This is a genomic window from Staphylococcus argensis (genome assembly GCF_002902305.1).
Taxonomy (GTDB): domain Bacteria; phylum Bacillota; class Bacilli; order Staphylococcales; family Staphylococcaceae; genus Staphylococcus; species Staphylococcus argensis.
On the sequence record NZ_PPPX01000001.1, the window covers coordinates 1,213,356 to 1,230,149 of the forward strand.

The 16,794-nt window shown below is 38.7% G+C and carries 20 protein-coding genes and 1 riboswitch; of the genes, 8 read left to right on the plus strand and 12 right to left on the minus strand.

Annotated elements, in window-relative coordinates; translation table 11 throughout:
- Positions 1-295: 295 nt before the first annotated feature.
- Entirely contained in the window at positions 296-1,780 is a 1,485-nt protein-coding gene (locus CD039_RS05805) for an FAD/NAD(P)-binding protein (RefSeq protein WP_103371512.1), read from the minus strand.
- Between the two features lie 150 nt (positions 1,781-1,930).
- Between CD039_RS05805 and CD039_RS05810 the strand changes: the two genes are divergently transcribed.
- Positions 1,931-2,854, plus strand: a complete 924-nt coding sequence (locus CD039_RS05810) for an osmoprotectant ABC transporter substrate-binding protein (protein ID WP_103371513.1) — start codon at positions 1,931-1,933, stop codon at positions 2,852-2,854.
- 241 nt (positions 2,855-3,095) lie between these two features.
- On the opposite strand, the gene sagB is transcribed toward CD039_RS05810, so the two are convergent.
- Both sagB and CD039_RS05820 read right to left on the minus strand, forming a co-directional pair.
- The gene (gene sagB / locus CD039_RS05815; protein ID WP_103371514.1) at positions 3,096-3,950 is read right to left on the minus strand and encodes a peptidoglycan release complex glucosaminidase SagB; all 855 of its coding nucleotides are present in this window, start codon (positions 3,948-3,950) and stop codon (positions 3,096-3,098) included.
- 188 nt (positions 3,951-4,138) lie between these two features.
- A complete protein-coding gene (locus CD039_RS05820) occupies positions 4,139-4,363 on the minus strand; it encodes a hypothetical protein (protein ID WP_002471559.1) in 225 nt (74 codons plus the stop codon).
- Between the two features lie 202 nt (positions 4,364-4,565).
- On the opposite strand from CD039_RS05820, the gene CD039_RS05825 reads away from it, so the two are divergent.
- Both CD039_RS05825 and CD039_RS05830 read left to right on the plus strand, forming a co-directional pair.
- Positions 4,566-5,051 (plus strand): sigma-70 family RNA polymerase sigma factor, encoded by a 486-nt coding sequence (locus CD039_RS05825; protein WP_103371515.1) that lies wholly within the window; start codon positions 4,566-4,568, stop codon positions 5,049-5,051.
- A gap of 3 nt (positions 5,052-5,054) precedes the next feature.
- A complete protein-coding gene (locus tag CD039_RS05830) occupies positions 5,055-5,495 on the plus strand; it encodes a competence protein ComK (protein ID WP_103371516.1) in 441 nt (146 codons plus the stop codon).
- Here CD039_RS05830 and CD039_RS05835 read toward each other — a convergent pair.
- Positions 5,487-5,942, minus strand: a complete 456-nt coding sequence (locus tag CD039_RS05835) for a hypothetical protein (RefSeq protein WP_103371517.1) — start codon at positions 5,940-5,942, stop codon at positions 5,487-5,489. The two genes, CD039_RS05830 and CD039_RS05835, sit on opposite strands and share 9 nt — an antisense overlap.
- A 431-nt stretch (positions 5,943-6,373) precedes the next feature.
- On the minus strand, positions 6,374-7,087 hold the full coding sequence (locus CD039_RS05840; protein ID WP_103371518.1) for a transaldolase: 714 nt from the start codon (positions 7,085-7,087) through the stop codon (positions 6,374-6,376).
- A gap of 268 nt (positions 7,088-7,355) precedes the next feature.
- Between CD039_RS05840 and CD039_RS05845 the strand changes: the two genes are divergently transcribed.
- From CD039_RS05845 to CD039_RS05855, 3 genes are all read left to right on the plus strand, one after another.
- Entirely contained in the window at positions 7,356-7,661 is a 306-nt protein-coding gene (locus CD039_RS05845; RefSeq protein ID WP_103371519.1) for a hypothetical protein, read from the plus strand.
- A gap of 91 nt (positions 7,662-7,752) precedes the next feature.
- Positions 7,753-8,121, plus strand: a complete 369-nt coding sequence (gene crcB, locus CD039_RS05850) for a fluoride efflux transporter CrcB (RefSeq protein WP_103371520.1) — start codon at positions 7,753-7,755, stop codon at positions 8,119-8,121.
- A complete protein-coding gene (locus tag CD039_RS05855; RefSeq protein ID WP_103371521.1) occupies positions 8,118-8,465 on the plus strand; it encodes a fluoride efflux transporter FluC in 348 nt (115 codons plus the stop codon). The genes crcB and CD039_RS05855 overlap by 4 nt, the downstream gene beginning before the upstream one ends.
- A 106-nt stretch (positions 8,466-8,571) precedes the next feature.
- Here CD039_RS05855 and CD039_RS05860 read toward each other — a convergent pair whose 3' ends face one another.
- The 3 genes from CD039_RS05860 to metK form a co-directional block, all read right to left on the minus strand.
- The gene (locus CD039_RS05860; protein ID WP_103371522.1) at positions 8,572-9,405 is read right to left on the minus strand and encodes an aldo/keto reductase; all 834 of its coding nucleotides are present in this window, start codon (positions 9,403-9,405) and stop codon (positions 8,572-8,574) included.
- A gap of 219 nt (positions 9,406-9,624) precedes the next feature.
- Entirely contained in the window at positions 9,625-10,533 is a 909-nt protein-coding gene (locus tag CD039_RS05865; protein WP_103371523.1) for an NERD domain-containing protein, read from the minus strand.
- Between the two features lie 83 nt (positions 10,534-10,616).
- Complete coding sequence (gene metK, locus CD039_RS05870; protein ID WP_103371524.1) at positions 10,617-11,816, minus strand: methionine adenosyltransferase; 1,200 nt, start codon at positions 11,814-11,816, stop codon at positions 10,617-10,619.
- Positions 11,817-11,924: 108 nt separating this feature from the next.
- Positions 11,925-12,037: riboswitch (SAM riboswitch) on the minus strand.
- A 156-nt stretch (positions 12,038-12,193) separates the two neighbouring features.
- Here metK and pckA point away from each other — a divergent pair.
- The gene (gene pckA / locus CD039_RS05875) at positions 12,194-13,783 is read left to right on the plus strand and encodes a phosphoenolpyruvate carboxykinase (ATP) (protein WP_103371525.1); all 1,590 of its coding nucleotides are present in this window, start codon (positions 12,194-12,196) and stop codon (positions 13,781-13,783) included.
- Between the two features lie 192 nt (positions 13,784-13,975).
- Here the strand turns inward: pckA and CD039_RS05880 are convergent, their stop codons facing one another.
- Positions 13,976-14,755 (minus strand): alpha/beta hydrolase family protein, encoded by a 780-nt coding sequence (locus tag CD039_RS05880; protein ID WP_103371526.1) that lies wholly within the window; start codon positions 14,753-14,755, stop codon positions 13,976-13,978.
- Positions 14,742-15,209: an RNA deprotection pyrophosphohydrolase gene (ytkD, locus tag CD039_RS05885; protein ID WP_103371527.1), complete on the minus strand. Its 468-nt coding sequence runs from the start codon at positions 15,207-15,209 to the stop codon at positions 14,742-14,744. The genes CD039_RS05880 and ytkD overlap by 14 nt, the downstream gene beginning before the upstream one ends.
- 68 nt (positions 15,210-15,277) lie before the next feature.
- On the opposite strand from ytkD, the gene yidD reads away from it, so the two are divergent.
- On the plus strand, positions 15,278-15,517 hold the full coding sequence (yidD, locus tag CD039_RS05890) for a membrane protein insertion efficiency factor YidD (RefSeq protein ID WP_002471546.1): 240 nt from the start codon (positions 15,278-15,280) through the stop codon (positions 15,515-15,517).
- Here the strand turns inward: yidD and menC are convergent.
- Entirely contained in the window at positions 15,514-16,485 is a 972-nt protein-coding gene (gene menC, locus CD039_RS05895; RefSeq protein ID WP_240595074.1) for an o-succinylbenzoate synthase, read from the minus strand. The genes yidD and menC overlap by 4 nt on opposite strands.
- Before the next feature lie 75 nt (positions 16,486-16,560).
- The coding region (locus tag CD039_RS05900) for a 2-succinylbenzoate--CoA ligase (RefSeq protein WP_142384376.1) at positions 16,561-16,794 on the minus strand (234 nt) is incomplete at its 5' end.

A 16,794-nucleotide genomic window follows, 5' to 3' on the forward strand; every position in this document is an offset into this window, starting at 1 on the left:
TAGATGGAAAGATTGTGGACAGTATAAAAATAAATAATAACAACAGCTCCTATCTTACTTCACTGTAGTCTACCCCTATTCTATTTAGAGAATAACTAGTTCATCTTCTTGCAATGTATAAATGGTAGCAAGGGAACGTACTTCGGCTTTTCCTCGCTACCACTTCGATTATGATGAAGTCATTCACTAGTGTGTATTTCATTTTGCCACCGCTGATTTGAGTTATGGGCGAAAGTATACTTTTCGCTCTCAAACTCAACTTATCTTCTTGAAGTAGAATCAATTACATCTCTACTTAGTGTTCTCTCATATTTTCAAACATCTGATCTACGACACTAGCGGCTTGTTTCACAATCATATTTACACCATTGCGTGATTGATTAATACCATTAGTCAATTGTCCAAAGGCATACATACGTCGCAGGGTGCCATAACGTGGACTAATGACTTGATTGGTTTCAGGTATGATTTGAATACCACCCAATGGATGAGACTGAACAACTTGTCTATTCTCCAAATTAATGACTAATTGGTCATCGTGATCAAGGTCAGTAAGATGCGTTTTCGCACCTGTCGCATTAATGACAATATCAAAGATAGATGGCTTCTCATTTTCTTCTTCATAATAAATGCAGAATCGATTATTAGGCTCATCGTAGTAAATATCTTTCACATTCTTCTTAATTTCAATTAAACCATCATGAATACCATCGATAATTAAATGCGCTGTTGTTGGCGGCATTGGGTTGGAGTTTGCTTTCAGAATACCATGATACTCTTTTAAGAATTTCTCCTGATCTTGATGACTGAAACTATTCCAAATCCAGTTCATATTCTCTTTTACCATCTCTAGTAAAGTTTGGAAGATTCCCACCTCTTTAGGATGATCTAAATCGTAAGTTAAATCGTGAATCGGCTCTCCTTGTTTACGGTGGACTAATTCATCTAAATCTAAATCGAAACGGTCGCACTCTTTAACAAATAGGTCTATCGCTTGTTGGAGTGGCACGTTACCAAAGTAGTCTTTCTTTATCTGGTTAAAATGCTCAGGTGTAATATATTTAAATTCAATATCCGGCATTTCGCCACGCACACTAGGTAAATGCCCACTGCGACTCGTCACGGTTATCGGCAAGTTGGGATGATGAGCAGTCACATAACGGATTACGTCTAAACTTGCTAAACCTGTTCCCACAATCGCAATACGATCGCTATCTTCAACCTCATCTAACGTATTATACGTAGGATAAGGCGTTTGAATATACCCTTTAGTACCCTTCAAATGGTAAGGGTCATGGTAGGATAAAGTACCAATCGCAAGAAAGACGATATCGTACACCTTACATTCTGACATGTCATTCGATGTGCAGACGTGATAGTTAATGTCAGTATTACCAATCTTTGAATCGATGTAAACTTCTGTCACTTCTTTATAAATCACATTGATATTATCGTAGGATTGTTGATATTGGTTAAGATATGATTTCATGTAATGTCCAAAGATAAAACGTGGTAAAAATTCAGGATGCTCAAATTTGAAATCATCTTGTTGCTCATACCATTCATAGAATTCTCTTGGATTGTCTAAATTTAAAGACATTTGATCTGACGGCAAGTTAATCAATAACTCTTGGCTATCATTTTGGAAAGGCACACCCTGCCCCATATTTTCTGGATTATCGTAAATATCGACTTCTAAATCTTTAAATTCCTCATATTTCACGAGCTCTCTGAGTACACTGACGCCTGCAGTGCCAGCGCCGATGATTGCTATCTTCATTGTGATCGACCTCTTTAAAGTTTTTATCTTTTTATAACACATTCATTTGTATATTCACTTTTTTCGGTTCTGCTAAACTGATATTAAAGTTTTACATATATTGTGTTACGCTATATACACCCTTTTAACGCATAAGTGAGGTTACGCGATATGTCTCGATTACGTTATAGTATCATAGTAATACTAATCTTGATGCTTACTTTAGCAGGTTGCGACTTGCCTGGACTAGGAGGCAGTACGCAAGGTAAGAATAATATTAAAGTTTCTGCACTCGCTACGAGTGAATCGCAAATTATGGCTTACATGATTAAAGATTTAATAGAACACGATAGCAATCAATACAACGTGTCTATCATCAATAACTTAGGTTCTGCGACGATTCAGCACAACGCTCTACTTAACGGGCAAGCTGACATCTCGAGCACGCGCTACACTGGAACTGAGCTCGTAGGTGCTTTGCATCAGAAACCGATTCGCGATCCTAAAAAAGCAATGAATGTTACGCAGAAGTTATTCGATAAGAAATATGATCAAACATTCTTTGATTCATATGGTTTTGAGAATACCTTTGCATTCATGGTGACAGAAGAGACAGCTAAGAAATATCACTTAGAAACCGTCTCTGATTTAGAGAAAGTTAAAGATAAAATACGTGTTGGAACAGATACGACATGGATTAAACGTGGCGGTGACGGTTATCGACCATTCACTCACTATTACGGCTTTAAATTCAACCAGTTAAAGCCAATGCAAATCGGTCTCGTTTATGATGCTTTGAAAAGCAACAAACTTGATGCCGCATTAGGTTATACCACAGATGGCCGTGTTTCTGCCTATCATCTGAAAGTATTAAAGGACGATAAACACTTCTTCCCATCCTATGATGCCAGTGCTATCGTACCAAAGCGTCTTCAACGAGAAGAGCCTGAGGTGCGACAAGCCGTAAAGAAACTTGAAGGACAAATTTCTACTGAACAAATGCAACAACTTAACTACGAAGCTGATGGCAAAGGCAAAGAACCTGCTGTTGTAGCACATGACTTTTTAGAAAAACATCACTACTTCAACAAGTAATATGAAGGAGGAGCTAAAATGAAATTCATCATCAAAGTACTATTGTCGATGTTATTATTCTGGGTTATCTTTAATCGTAAAAATGAAGCGAAGTAACTCGTAGGCATCCATCATTACAATATAGCAAACGGAGCACATGACAACCTAACAAAGTCATGGCAACCATAATGAAAACCCGTAGAGGCTTTTCCATCCTCTACGGGTTTTAACTATGCAACCCAAATTTCCAATTCATATTGAACTATTTCTTATCTTGATGTTTAGGATCATCTTTATAAACGTAATATTTATAATATTTACCTTCAGTATTCATCTTCTCGTAAAAATTGGACATAAGTTTTGCATTACTTTTAGCCCAGTTAATATCCGTCGCATATTGATGCTTACCAGTATTCTTAGGATTCCATCTCATGCTGTATAGCGTGTTCTGATCATCATGAGAAAGGAAGTGATCATGGATGAAATCAGCACCACCAGCAATGGCTTTCTCAGGTGTGTCCCAACCATGTTTCTTCGCGTATTCGCCACCTGTCTTCACAGGATCCTCATCTAAAGCACCTACACCAAAGAAGTTGTAATATTTCTTACCGTCAATTTCAACACCCTTCGCGAGATCACTATTAACTGAACCCGTTTCGAGTAACGCATGCGAAATGAGATAAACTTCATTAACGTGTTTATCTTTCGCTGCTTTAATGAAATCATCCGTATGGTTCAATAATGTAGGATTATCCACGAGCATACGCTTGATACGATTACGATCCACACCTTGATATTTATCAAGTTGCAAGAATTGATATTTCTGCACATCGCTGTCGATGAGCTTACTTGAATCCATCGCATCTTTAATTTCTTCAGGAGATGCGTCTCTCCACTTATCATTCTTATTCGACACTTGCTGCTTCGTATAGTTATCTACTTGCTTTTTCGAAGCCTTATCTAAAGTATTATCTACCTTTTCAATATGCTCAACTTGCTTTTCATGTTTAAAAATCACTTGGTCTTTAATTAAAGAGAATCCGATAGCTACAAAAACACCTAAGATTATTAAGAGACCAATAATCGAAAAGATTGAGCCTTTCTTATGTTTAATCATGTTCACACCTCTTAGGTTATAATTTGAACTTTGCTTATAAAGTTTAACATTTAAATCGATGTCACACAATTTCATACTGTGGTTGTTACAAATTCATAAAAAAAGTAATGAAACTTTAATTTCATTACAGAATAAAGACATTGCCCAAATTACGCAACATATCCATTTCTATAAGAAATCCTTGTCCATTACTTATGATTTGAATGATATTCCATCATGATAAAGCTAACTGCTTGTGAACGATTTTTATAATAATACGGATTCAAATCGATATTCCCCTCTACACTACCGTCACGATAGTGCATTTCTTTCGTCATATTATTAATCATTACGAAATCTGATTTATCTTTTATAGAATCCAAATCGTCGTGTCGCGCGAAAAAATGTTCCAGATTAAGGTGTGCGTAATCCATTAAGAGCCTCCTTCACAGTTAAAATATGTCGAATCTATATTTAAAGCACTATTTAAGTTAAATTTCAGTCATATTTAAATCACTATTACTACCATTTAACACCTTTTACTCACATTAAGCAACTGAAATCTTTTCTACTTCACTGTACGCTATAGTTATCCGGAAATAATTATTTGTACGTACAAATCGAAAGAAGAAACAATTGAATTTTAACACTTACTATGAAAAATACAAAAATATTATTCATTATCTACTCAAAAGCTACAATATTAGTTATGATTATGAGGAATTCTATCAATTATTGCTTATACGCATGTGGGAACTCATCGAACGTTATGATGAGCAACATCAACTTGCGCTTAATAAGTATCTATTCTCTCGTCTACGTTTCTACCTCATCGATCTCTTTCGTCAAAGAGGAAAGGAAGAACCAGCCTTATCTCTTGAAACCGCAACGCATACTTACGTTTCTCAATCACTGGAAGAACAAATACTTACAGCTGAACTACTCAAGGCATTTCTCCCCCTTCTCACGTCTCACGAGCGACAATGGTTCCTACTCAGACTACAAGGTTATCAACAAGCAGAAATCGCAAATCAGCTTCAGCGTTCAGTGAGTTCTGTTAAGCTCTATCGCCGCAGCGTACTCAAGAAATTTCAACAGTTTATGGCTAAAGCAGAGGTGTAAATCATGCTCGATAAGAATCAACTTCTCTATGTTATGACACAACCTGATATGGAGCGCCTCACACGATGTGAATTTGTCACCCATACGTATCTCTATCCTGGAAACTTAAGCAAAGTGCTCAATTATCTTGTCAGTAGCAGTCGTTTAGATTTGAAGCACCAAATTTCAACGTCGAAAAACTTACTGCATATCAATAAACTCGTTCCCATTTATGTGAATCCACATCTCACATTGTTTCCGATTAAGCAACAGCGTGCACCGCTTCAAATTTACATCAATGCTCACCAAATTCGAGGTTTAACTTCTAAAGGTTCACAAACACTCATTTATTTTAACTCACGCAAGCAACTGCTCGTTGATGAAGGATATACTTTAATACGCAAAAAATGGTTAGAAAGTTTATCTTTAGCGACATTCTATCAGCAAGATATTGAACTATCGTGACCGATTATATTTATATTCTAATAACTTTTTGGTGAAAAAGGCGGTCGTCTGCTTGATGAGCCAAAGTGCGATAATCACAAGTCCGACGGCCCCTATTAATATTAGGATAGCTGAAAGTAGCGTGAGATTTCCTTGCGGATGAATAAAGTAATTCACTGCACTCAAACTAGTAATAAAGTCAAAAAGAAAGAGTCCTACAGTTATGACATAAGAGACGAGTAAACCTAATAACAGTAGCATAAAGGTTGTCGTACTCACGACTTTCTGACGAAAAATGTGTGCTTTGAGAAACTGATTAGCAAAAAAGATGGGACGTTGTAGAAGTTGCGCATCTTGTTCTTGCTCTGGATCCATTTGTTGGATAGTTTGTTGAAGCTGTTTTTTCTCTTTCTTATTCAGAAACCACAAGTGTTTCGTTACCTTTTGTTGAAATAAATCTTTGTTCATTACATTACTCCTTTAATCACTTCTTTCATCTTAACTGAGATGTGAAAGAGGTACAATAGCACGGTATACATTTTCTCAAATTAAAATGGCTCGTATTCGAAAAGGAAAATCCACAATTCGAAACGAGCCATCGTTATGTTCTATATTTAAATTCTTGAAATATAATCAGCAACCGAGACTGGGACATAAATGTGAATTGACTTCTGAGATAAATAGAAAGCAAGCTTAAAGTAAATTTTTGAGCAAATTTTCAATGTGTACTCGAGACGCTTGATGGAACTAGACCACAACGAAAATCCATTCTTAGAGCTCTTTGAGCGAAAAGAATTAGTTGAGTGTGGTCCCATAAGCAAGCGAGAGTTATAACATTGAAAATTAATAAGTATTAATTTTGTCCAAGTCTCTTCTACTTGAGATTTCCTAATTCATTACTAAAGAATAGACAATCCTGAGCTTTGAATATCTTTCGCAAAGCCTTTAACAGTGTCGACAGAAAGGCTCTCAATATCGCGACCTAAGTTATTGTTCACTTTACTTACCACACCTGCTGGGCAAGTGATGATGTCTGCACCAATTTCGTCGGCTTGAATCACGTTAATAACTTCACGGCAGCTCGCCCATAATAATTTCACACCTGCTTTACTATGCGTTACTTTCACAGCTGCTTTCATTAAAGGTAACGGATCGACGCCTGTATCAGCGATGCGTCCTGCGAAGACAGAAACGTATGTCGGCACGCCTTCTGTCACTGCATCAGTAATCGCTTGAACTTGTTCCATAGTATACACTGCTGTGACGTTAAGTTGCACATGTTGCGCAGATAATTTCTTAATTAAAGGAATAGTAGATTCGCCTTTCGTGTTAACGATCGGAATCTTCACGAAGACATTATCTCCATATTGTTGTAGAATTTCCGCTTCACGTTCCATCGTTTCCATATCATCCGCAAAGACTTCAAATGAAATCGAAGCGTCAGGGATTTCACGCACTGCTTCTTCAGCGAACGCTTTATAATCTTCTACCCCCGCTTTCGCCATTAAACTTGGATTTGTCGTAAATCCGTCTACTTCTTTATTTTTATATGCGAGTTTCATCGCTTCGATATCCGCACCGTCAGCGAACACTTCAACATTTAAATTTCTCATTACTTTCTTCCTCCTCTATGAGACCCAACTTAGATAATATATTTATTTAAATCAGTTTGAGTATAATGTTTAATCTCTTTATACCACCCATCGTTAGCAAATACTACTCTTTTGCTTGTGTAGTTTGATTGTACTTTAAAGTATTATTTTTAAAATGACTCCTTACTCCCCTGAGCTCGTCTTCCACTTTTCCATTAAAATGATTTAACGATTACAATAATTGAAAAATATGCTATTATTAAGAAATGTAATATTGGAGGAGGTCAACATGGCACGTTCAAAATTATATTTCTATATCGCTATTATTCTCGTATTAATTAGTATTTACTTTAATACGCATAATCCTCTACTCACGAACCATTTTAGCTCAATGATAAAAGTTATCTTTATGTGTAGCATTATTAACGCGATTATTCTGATTGCAGCTGTAATATTTAATGACAAATCAATTAAACATTTACATGAAAAATCTGGATGGATTAGATACGCAAGTAAGGTGCTTCCTTTCGTATTACTCATCGTGATCCTCTTACATATCGTATCATTATTATCCACATTCGGAATTCTATTCTAAAGACGTAATCCCAGCTCGAGTGACACGCAAATCACTACTCAAAGCTGGGATTCATTTATACACTGACATTATTTAAGAAAGAAGGCTTTATATGCATCGTTATTTCTATATCTTTCTCGGCGGTGGCATAGGCGCTTTATTACGCTATGGTCTGGCGCAACTGAATCATCACGGTACCTTTCCTCTCGGTACATTCTGCGCTAATCTCGTCGGTGCCTTTCTCATGGGATTGCTCAGCGCTCTCGCCATACGCTATTTCCATAATAATACCAACTTAAAGAAAGGTTTGACGACTGGACTACTTGGCGCTCTTACCACATTCTCAACATTCCAGTTTGAGTGTCTGAACATGTTGCAAGAAGGTTTGATCGGCTTACTTGCTCTATATGCGATTTCTAGTTACATTCTCGGCATTCTATTATGCTACCTTGGCACTCGAATAGGAGGTCGTTTGCAATGAATCTCATTCTCGTACTCATAGGTGGGGGTTGTGGCGCCCTCGTTCGCGGCTTATTAACGGATTATTGCAATCAACGTTTCAAACAAAGTTACCCGATTGCAACCATTATCGTCAATATCGTAGCCAGCTTTCTTATTGCTTTCGTTTCTGGCTATAGTCTGCAAGCACAGTGGTTGTCGCCTCTGTTCACGATTGGCTTTTTAGGTGGACTCACTACCTTTTCTACCTTATCGTCTGAGTTAACAAATTTCATACAAGCCCGCCAAATCGGTCACTTTATCATATACAGTGTGATTCAATATCTCGGTGCGTTTCTCGCTTGTCTTCTTGGCTACTATATTTAGTTTAAAAGGGTACAAACATCATGGTTAGTAGGCACTTTAACCCTACATCCTTTCCATGTGCTTGTACCCTTTTTATGTCTTATATTTTAAAAATACCCGCTATCACTTAACCTTCATACGTCGTTGGATCGGGCCCAAAACGTTGATCTGTATCTAACTGATTCATACGCTCCATATGCGCCTCTGATAACTCAAAGTCAAAAATATCGATATTCTCTTTAATATGCTCTGGATTCGCAGAACGTGGGATAGAAACGACGCCACGTTGGTAAACCCAACGAAGAATCACTTGTGCTGGCGTTTTACCCACCTCGTTCGCAACCGCAACTATTGTATCATTCGTTAACGCATCGCCACGCGCAAGAGAGGACCAAGACTCTAAGTAAATACGTTGCGCGTCGAGATAAAGACTCAGCTTACGTTGTTGGAAAGTCGGATGATATTCAACTTGATTAATTACTGGCTTGATGGAAACTTGAGCCAACAGTGCCTCTAGCTGTTCAGGTTCAAAGTTACATACGCCGATATTACGTACATTCGTATCTTTATATAAATCTTCCATACCATGCCAAGTACCGACCATCACTGCTTCGTCTGTCCCTGGCCAATGCATGAGATAAAGATCTAAATAATCTAAGCCTAATTTCTTCAGTGATTCTATATATGCTGATTCTACATTCGCACGTCCATAATCCGTTAACCATAATTTAGATGTCACAAACAGATCTTCACGTGTTAAATCACTTTCTTGTAACGCCTCTTGAATCCCTTCACCTACTGCTTGCTCATTACCGTAGCGGGTTGCAGTGTCGATATGCCGGTACCCATTGAGTATTGCCGTCTTCACCGCATTCTTGCACGTTTCGTAGTCTGTAAGTTCGAACGTACCGAAACCTAGCATCGGCATTTCATGACCATTATAGAATTCAATATTCTTCATGTTTCGTCCTCCCAAAGTGTGTGTTTTGTCCTACCATCTCATTATTTACCCTTTAGGCTAAATAAGATAACAAATTCAATCCTTTATATACTAAAAGGAGCAGGACTGAAATCGCGTTGATTTCGTCGCCCCACTCCTTCGATAGTAGCTTACGTCTCGACTTTCCATCTTTTTACAATGACTTATAAGCTCTACTTCGTTTCAAGTAATCTGTCTTTATTAATTAAACGTTTCTATTTCTTCCATAATGCGCTGTAACTCGTTTACATCATACTGAATGCGACCATGGAAGACGAATTTATTGAAGTATTCGTCTAATTGTTCAGGTCCGACGAGTACTTTAGAACCTGAAGTTTGTGCGTAGTTAGAAATTGTAACATCGCCTTCATTTTTAGGATTAAAGTAAAGAATCGTTGTTGGTGTGAATTTAAGATTCAAACGTGTTTGTAAGTCCGTTGCGACTTTCTCGATATCTTCTAATTGTGAAGAGTAATCGATTACAGATAAGGAATGTTGATCCTCGTTCTGATCAAACACTAAAGTATGATGGTCCTTTTTAGATAAATCTAACGTATCAAAGATTTGTTCTAACATTGGTTGCTCGTTAAACTGAGCTGCACTAACGCCATTTAACACATGCCCTTTGAGTAGTTGTGAATCGATGATGTAAAGGCCTGTACGTGTGAGTACGAGATGACTAATACGTTTCACGTCATCGAATTCGTTACGTGGCAAGAAGATGTTAGCCATAATGTGCATATCTTCTGGACGGATACGTTTCTCGTTGACCAGGCGTTCGCGAATACCAATTAAGCGCATATCAGTGACATACTCGCTATGATTCTTAGAGAATAATTTCAACGCATCGATTTCTCTATCTTTCGCGTTGACCGTCGCTTGATGTTCTTCTTTTTGCTTAGTGACCACTTTCTTGTTCTCAACACGTTCTTTCTCTAACGCATCTGCATGTTCGTCGTTCAACGTTTGTTCGCGTGATTCGTATTGATCTTTAATCTTATTCTGTGCTTTCTTCTTACTTGATAAGGCTACAATAAATAAGATAAAGCATATGATCGCTACGACAATCGCTACGATTAAACCAATTTCTATTGGTCCAAATGAACTCATTATTATAACGCTCCTTTTATACTCTTTTCATTGATTATAATAGATAAAATGAAATCATTCGACTACATTGTGCCGAATTTCAATTATTGTTTTTGAACGGTATCTTTTAATAAGTTCACTTTATCTAGTTTTTCCCAAGGTAATAAGACATCTGTGCGACCGAAATGACCATAAGCTGCAGTTTGTTTGTAAATTGGTTGCTTCAAGTCTAGCATTTTAATAATACCTGCCGGGCGTAAATCGAAGTGCTCGCGCACAGCGGAAACGAGTGCTTCTTCGCCTACTTTACCAGTGCCAAACGTATCGATCGCGATGGATACTGGCTCCGCTACACCAATGGCATAAGCAAGTTGCACTTCACATTTCTCTGCGAGCTCAGCTGCGACGATATTCTTCGCAACGTAACGTGCGGCATATGCTGCTGAACGGTCAACTTTCGTCGGATCTTTACCACTGAAACAACCGCCACCGTGACGTGCATAACCACCATACGTATCAACGATAATCTTACGACCTGTAAGACCTGCGTCCCCTTGTGGTCCACCGATGACGAAACGTCCTGTAGGATTGATGTAGAAACGTGTCTCTTCGTCTAATAACTCGTCAGGCACTGTTGGATAAATCACGTGTTCTTTCATATCTTTCTCAATTTGATCTAGGTCTGCATCTTCAGCATGTTGTGTAGATAATACAATGGTATCAATACGATGTGGTTTGTCGTTCTCATCATATTCTACTGTAACTTGAACTTTACCATCTGGGCGTAAGTAATTGAGAATATTATCGCGACGCACATCGGATAGACGTTTCGCAAGTTGATGAGATAAGAAGATAGGTAGCGGCATATAGGTATCGGTTTCATTGGTTGCATAACCAAACATGAGTCCTTGGTCACCTGCGCCTGTCGCTTCGATTTCTTCTTCTGTAATATCTTTACGATATTCGAGTGCCTTGTCGACACCTTGTGCGATGTCTGGCGATTGCTCATCAATCGCTGTGAGCACGGCCATCGTTTGACTATCATAACCGTATTTAGCACGCGTATAGCCAATGCCTTTCACTGTTTCACGCACAACTTTAGGAATGTCAACATATGTACGTGTTGATATCTCTCCAGAGATGAGCGCCATCCCAGTCGTCACTGTCGTCTCACATGCGACACGTGCATCGGGGTCATCTTTCAATATTTCGTCTAGTATGGCATCTGATATTTGATCAGCTATCTTGTCTGGGTGGCCTTCAGTTACTGATTCTGAAGTGAATAATCTCTTATTATAAGTCATAATGTACTCCTTTATATATAGATTACGAATATTCCCCTCCAACAGAGCTTAACAAAAAAGAGCCTTCTTCACTACATAGTTAGAGAGAAGGCTCAGTACGTCCATTCGCTCTTATCGTTCAGACACATGCGTCTGCAAACGGTTTGGCACCTTTCTTCACACTTGAGAAGAGGTTGCTGGGCTTCCTTGGGTCCATGTCCCTCCACCACTCAGGATAAGAGAATCCGTTACTTCTAATAGTACCTAAACTGACCATTGATGTCAATTTAACTTTTTCGACATATTCTTTCATATATCGGTATGGAATATTAACATAAATGTGTTATACTTTTTAACTGTAAAGGCTTACATTAAAATTACCGCTGGAGGGATTAAGTATGGCAACTGATACGTATACTTACACGAACAAGATTAAGAATTTATTAAAAAAACCTAGCTCACTATTCCAACTTTCGACGACAGAACTTTATTACAAAATCATCGAGAATAACGAAGGAGAACTCACTGAATTAGGCGCAATCAATGCGAGAACTGGTAAGTACACGGGCCGTTCACCAAAAGACAAATTTATCGTGACAGAGCCTTCCTATAAAGACGACATCGACTGGGGCGAAGTGAACCAACCTATCGATGAAGAAACGTTCCTCAAATTATACGACAAAGTTCTCGACTACTTAGAAGCGAAAGACGAATTGTATGTCTTCAAAGGCTATGCTGGAAGCGACAAGAAGACCACTCTTCCTCTTACTGTAATCAACGAGTTAGCATGGCATAACCTTTTTGCTCAAAATATGTTTATTCGTCCTGAAAGTAAGAAAGAAGCAGAATCTATCGACAGTGGTTTCACAATCGTTTCTGCTCCTAAATTCAAAGCGGATCCAGCAGTAGATGGTACAAATTCTGAAACATTTATCATCGTTTCATTCAAGCATAAGATTGTACTTATCGGTGGTACAGAATATGCCGGCGAAATGAAGAAAAGTATCTTCTCTGTTATGAACTACTTATTACCTAAAGGCAACATCATGAGCATGCACTGCTCTGCTAACGTTGGTAAGAAAGGCGATGTTGCATTATTCTTCGGTCTATCAGGTACTGGTAAGACGACTTTATCTGCAGCAGCTGACCGTAAACTCATCGGTGACGATGAACACGGTTGGAACGAAGATGGTATCTTCAACATCGAAGGCGGTTGCTATGCGAAAGCAATCAACCTTTCTCGTAAGAAAGAACCTCAAATCTACGATGCGATTAAATACGGTACAGTACTCGAGAACGTCGTAGTAGATAGTGAAGGACATGTTGACTTCGATGATAACTACTATACTGAAAATACTCGTGCAGCTTATCCAATCCACCACATCGACAATATCGTGGTACCTTCAAAAGCAGCACACCCTAACACAATCATCTTTTTAACAGCAGATGCATTTGGTGTACTTCCACCAATTTCTAAATTAACGAAACAACAAGCGATGTATCACTTCTTAAGTGGATTTACATCTAAACTTGCAGGTACTGAACGCGGTGTTACTGAACCAGAACCATCATTCTCAACATGCTTCGGTGCACCATTCATGCCATTAAACGCGAAAGTTTATGCTAACTTATTAGGTGAACATATCGACAAACACGATGTTGATGTTTACTTAGTTAACACAGGCTGGACTGGCGGTAAATATGGTGTAGGCCGTCGTATTAACTTAAATTACACTCGTAAGATGGTTGACCAAGCAATTACAGGTGAATTGAAAAATGCAGAATTCACTAAAGATGAAATGTTTGGCTTAAACATCCCTAAAGATATAGAAGGAGTACCACAAACAATTCTTAATCCTATCAATGCTTGGAGTAAGCCAGAAGAATATAAAGAACAAGCACAAGATTTAATCAGCCGCTTCAAAGACAACTTTGCTAAATTCGGCGAAGACGCAGAAGACATTGCGCAAGCTGGTGGCTTTGAATAAGTTAATAGCACGTCATTAACTTAATATTGTTTTCATAGAAAAACGTCAATTTCATTCGAAATTGACGTTTTTTGTATGAACTATATTGAGTTGTTCAACAGCCAGACACTCTTGCACACTTCTACTGATGCCCCTACTTTTTAATGTTATAAAGCATACTTATAGCGATATTACTCACTCTATTTCAGTTATCTATCTACCAATCTGGTCTAATTCAACACGTTTCATCCAATCGTGAATGTGAGCTAACGTTGCTTTCATATAAGGAGGTCGTGGCACATGACCTTCTGTCGGTTGATACCACGTTTCATATGTCGCACCGACACCTTTTAATGTTTCTTCTAAATGATATGCTTGTTGAATATCGACTTGTTGATCTGACCCACCATGGACGATTAACATAGGTGGACTCTGTTGATGCAGTTGAGCTAAAGCATCTCTCATGCGATAAGCTTCAGGATGTTTACGAGGGTGTCCAATCATTCGACGCATCATGCCTCTTAAATCCACTCGTTCCTCATACATCATCTTTAAATCTGTTACACCGCCCCAAATAATGAAACTCGTTACTGGTAGGTTCTGGAACGTTAATAAACCTTGAATTCCCCCACGTGAAAAGCCAATCATATGTACGGGCGTTTCAGGATAACTTACTCGTAATTGTTCAAGTGCTTCTGTCACATCATGCAAGTCATCGCCACAGAATTGATCTTTGCCTTCACTACCATTATTTCCACGATAGTATGGAGCAAAGACCAGTGTGTTTGGACCACTGAACTGGAGTAAACGCGCTGTTCGAACTCGCCCTACTTGTCCTTTGCCCCCACGAAGATAAACGACGATTCTGTTCACCTGCTGTATAGGTGCTAGCAATAATCCTTTTAACTGCAAACCATCAACCTCGTAAGTCACTTCACTACAGTAATGGTCTTGCAAATCCACCGGCATACGCTTAACTTTAGTATAATCCAAGATCTTTCACTCTTTCTACACAGTGTAAAATAGCTGCATCACGTAGTAGATTACTCTTCTGATCTTCAGGGATATCTTCTAAATACTTATAGAACACTGGACCCTCAGTTTCAAGATAGTCCTCTTTATTACACAGTTCATCTACCTCAACAAAGTAGACATCTTTACTAAAGGGTTGGCCATTCGTACGATGAACTACATATTGAGCAATATATTGGGCGGCTTTCACCTTGCCACCTGTCTCTTCAAATAATTCACGTACCATCGCATCTCTCGAGGATTCACCAGCTTCTCTCTTACCACCTGGAAATTCAATCCCACGTTGACCATGCTTCGTTAAGAGAAATTGCTCATCCATACGTGTAATCATCAAGACGTGCTCTCCTGTAGGTTCATCATGCTCTGTACGGTAGTCCAACGTCACCTTATCTTGCTCTTGATCGGTAAACTGCATACCCCATGTCCCCCAATTAATTATGTTATACTTCTTTTAATGTATCATTTCTTAGTGAGGTTGTAATTATGAAGAAAGTATTTTTAGCATTAATTCACTTCTATCAACGATTTATCTCTCCAATGACACCCAGAACTTGTCGTTTCTACCCTACTTGTTCTGAATATACACGCGAAGCCATCGAAGTTTATGGTCCGATTAAAGGATTATGGCTTGGTATTAAACGTATTTCTAAATGCCATCCTTTTCATAAAAGTGGTTTTGACCCTGTGCCACTTAAAAAAGATCATAAGAATCACAAACACTAACGCGCACGCTCAAGTACCTGCTTATCAACTACAGGTTTTGAAAATTTCAACTGTCCATCCTCCAAGCGACCACTATCTGGTACACAATCAGTATCGAAATAATATCCAGACGGCGTAATATCACTCGGTAGTGAAGCATACTGAGCTAAGAGCGCCGTAAAATAACGACTTAATCCATATTCGTACATTCCACCTATCACTGTTTGAATATGATGATCAGAAAGCCACCTTATAATCTCCATTGCGCGATCGATACCGCCTAAGCGAAACGGTTTCACGACAACCACATATATTGGGTGATTTCGCACTAATGCTTTAATACGGTCTAAATCCGTCGCCTTTTCATCAATCGCAATCGGCATCGCCTGATTGATTTCATCTAACTCCTCAGCCTTCAACGTCTTGAAAGGTTCTTCTATATAGAGAATGTGTTGTTTTTTCAACTTGAGTGCAGTAGCAATATCCTGTTCACTCAAAGACTCATTGGCATCTAAAGCGATCTCTGGTTGATGCGCCAGATTTTGTAAGCGTTGAACGTCTTCAAGTACGTTGGGCGTCCATTTTAATTTAATACGTTGTGGTTGCGTCTCCTGCAACTTAAGAAGTCGCTCTTCAGTCAAACCACTCACTGTAGCGCCATAGTCCACAGTGATGTCTTCAAGTGCATGGAACATCGTATAGAATGCCATCACCACCGTATGTCGTGCATCGGTGGTTTCTAAACGATTCGCTAACGTGAGCGCTTCTTCATAAGTGTAGAAACTTTTACCACTCACGTCCTCCAACCACGCACGAATATCCGCTTCAACATCCGCTATCGTCGTCGGCGCGTACCAGTCCGTTTCGAACGCATTACATTCACCAAAGTAACTTTCATTATTGTTCATCTTCAGTTCAACAATAAGTGCTTTACGGCTTTCTAAACGTACCTTAGGTGTAACGATAGGTTGTTTAAAAGTAGCATTCATATCATAGAAAGTCGCATCAACAATATACACTGCTTCCCCTCCTTTCTCCCTAGAAAATGAGTTACCGCAATCATCCTAACGATAATAAGAACGTTGCAATTTACCTGTCGAAGTATAAGGTAGAGATGCTACCATCTCAATGACTTTCGGTTGTTTATATTTAGCTAAATTCGCATTTAAAAAATCTCTAAATTGAGTTTCGTTATAATTAGACTTTGTCACGACATAAAGTTGTGGCACTTGTCCCCAAGTTACGTCTTCTACACCGATACATAGTGCATCCTCAACAGCTGCATACCCTTTCGCTAC

Excerpts from the sequence above, each read along its gene's own strand:
- metK (WP_103371524.1), bottom strand. The coding sequence starts at position 11,816 with ATGACTTATAATAAGAGATTATTCACTTCAGAATCAGTAACTGAAGGC.
- ytkD (WP_103371527.1), bottom strand. The coding sequence starts at position 15,209 with ATGCAGTTTACCGATCAAGAGCAAGATAAGGTGACGTTGGACTACCGT.
- menC (WP_240595074.1), bottom strand. The coding sequence starts at position 16,485 with ATGAATGCTACTTTTAAACAACCTATCGTTACACCTAAGGTACGTTTA.
- CD039_RS05855 (WP_103371521.1), top strand. The coding sequence starts at position 8,118 with ATGAATCTCATTCTCGTACTCATAGGTGGGGGTTGTGGCGCCCTCGTT.
- crcB (WP_103371520.1), top strand. The coding sequence starts at position 7,753 with ATGCATCGTTATTTCTATATCTTTCTCGGCGGTGGCATAGGCGCTTTA.
- CD039_RS05810 (WP_103371513.1), top strand. The coding sequence starts at position 1,931 with ATGTCTCGATTACGTTATAGTATCATAGTAATACTAATCTTGATGCTT.
- CD039_RS05805 (WP_103371512.1), bottom strand. The coding sequence starts at position 1,780 with ATGAAGATAGCAATCATCGGCGCTGGCACTGCAGGCGTCAGTGTACTC.
- yidD (WP_002471546.1), top strand. The coding sequence starts at position 15,278 with ATGAAGAAAGTATTTTTAGCATTAATTCACTTCTATCAACGATTTATC.
- CD039_RS05835 (WP_103371517.1), bottom strand. The coding sequence starts at position 5,942 with ATGAACAAAGATTTATTTCAACAAAAGGTAACGAAACACTTGTGGTTT.
- sagB (WP_103371514.1), bottom strand. The coding sequence starts at position 3,950 with ATGATTAAACATAAGAAAGGCTCAATCTTTTCGATTATTGGTCTCTTA.
- CD039_RS05820 (WP_002471559.1), bottom strand. The coding sequence starts at position 4,363 with ATGGATTACGCACACCTTAATCTGGAACATTTTTTCGCGCGACACGAC.
- CD039_RS05840 (WP_103371518.1), bottom strand. The coding sequence starts at position 7,087 with ATGAGAAATTTAAATGTTGAAGTGTTCGCTGACGGTGCGGATATCGAA.
- pckA (WP_103371525.1), top strand. The coding sequence starts at position 12,194 with ATGGCAACTGATACGTATACTTACACGAACAAGATTAAGAATTTATTA.
- CD039_RS05860 (WP_103371522.1), bottom strand. The coding sequence starts at position 9,405 with ATGAAGAATATTGAATTCTATAATGGTCATGAAATGCCGATGCTAGGT.
- CD039_RS05865 (WP_103371523.1), bottom strand. The coding sequence starts at position 10,533 with ATGAGTTCATTTGGACCAATAGAAATTGGTTTAATCGTAGCGATTGTC.
- CD039_RS05830 (WP_103371516.1), top strand. The coding sequence starts at position 5,055 with ATGCTCGATAAGAATCAACTTCTCTATGTTATGACACAACCTGATATG.
- CD039_RS05845 (WP_103371519.1), top strand. The coding sequence starts at position 7,356 with ATGGCACGTTCAAAATTATATTTCTATATCGCTATTATTCTCGTATTA.